Below are 793 nucleotides of genomic sequence, written 5' to 3' on the forward strand. Positions count from 1 at the left end.
TTGTTCTGCAGGGTGAAGCCGATGCCCGCCGCCGCCCAGCCGGAGTAGCTGTTCAGCATCGACACCACCACCGGCATGTCCGCCCCGCCGATCGGCAGGATCAGCAGGAAGCCGAGCGCCAGCGCCACCAGGATCAGCAGCAGGAACGCAGCACCGGACTGCCCGGCGCACATCCACACGATCAGCAGGATGATGACGATGCCCAAGGCCGCGTTCAGCGGGTGCTGCATCGGGAACACCAGCGGCTTGCCCGAGACCAGACCCTGCAGCTTGGCGAAGGCCACCAGCGAGCCGGTGAAGGTGATCGCCCCGATCGCCGCCCCCAGCGCCATCTCGATCAGGCTGCCGACATGGATCGCCCCCGGCGTGCCGATGGCGTAGGCCGCGGGGTCGAGGAACGCCGCCGCCGCCACGCACACCGCCGCCAGGCCGACCAGGCTGTGGAATGCCGCCACCAGCTGCGGCAGCGCCGTCATCTGGATCCGCTGCGCCACGACGTAGCCGATGCCGCCGCCGATCGCGATCGCCGGCACGATCAGCCAGTAGTTCCGCACCTGCGGCAGCAGGATCAGCGTCGTCGCCACCGCGATCGCCATCCCGACCATGCCGTACAGGTTGCCCATCCGGCTCGTCACCGGGCTCGACAGGCCCCGCAGCGCCATGATGAAGCACACCGCCGCCACCAGATACGCCAGCACCGCCAGGCTCGTCATCGCGATCCCCTCGCCTTCATCTCTTGGATTGTCGCCTGAACGGCCGGTCAGGACTTCTTGCGGTACATCGCCAGCATCCG

General features: G+C 68.6%; 1 protein-coding gene. It reads right to left on the reverse strand.

Features of this window, described 5'->3' with window-relative positions:
* Positions 1 to 713, reverse strand: a 713-nt coding sequence (locus FFK22_RS42025) for an NAD(P)(+) transhydrogenase (Re/Si-specific) subunit beta (RefSeq protein WP_143957026.1), incomplete at its 3' end; no start/stop codon positions are given.
* Positions 714 to 793: the final 80 nt, after the last annotated feature.

The organism is Mycobacterium sp. KBS0706 (genome assembly GCF_005938675.2).
Lineage (GTDB): Bacteria > Pseudomonadota > Alphaproteobacteria > DSM-16000 > Inquilinaceae > Inquilinus.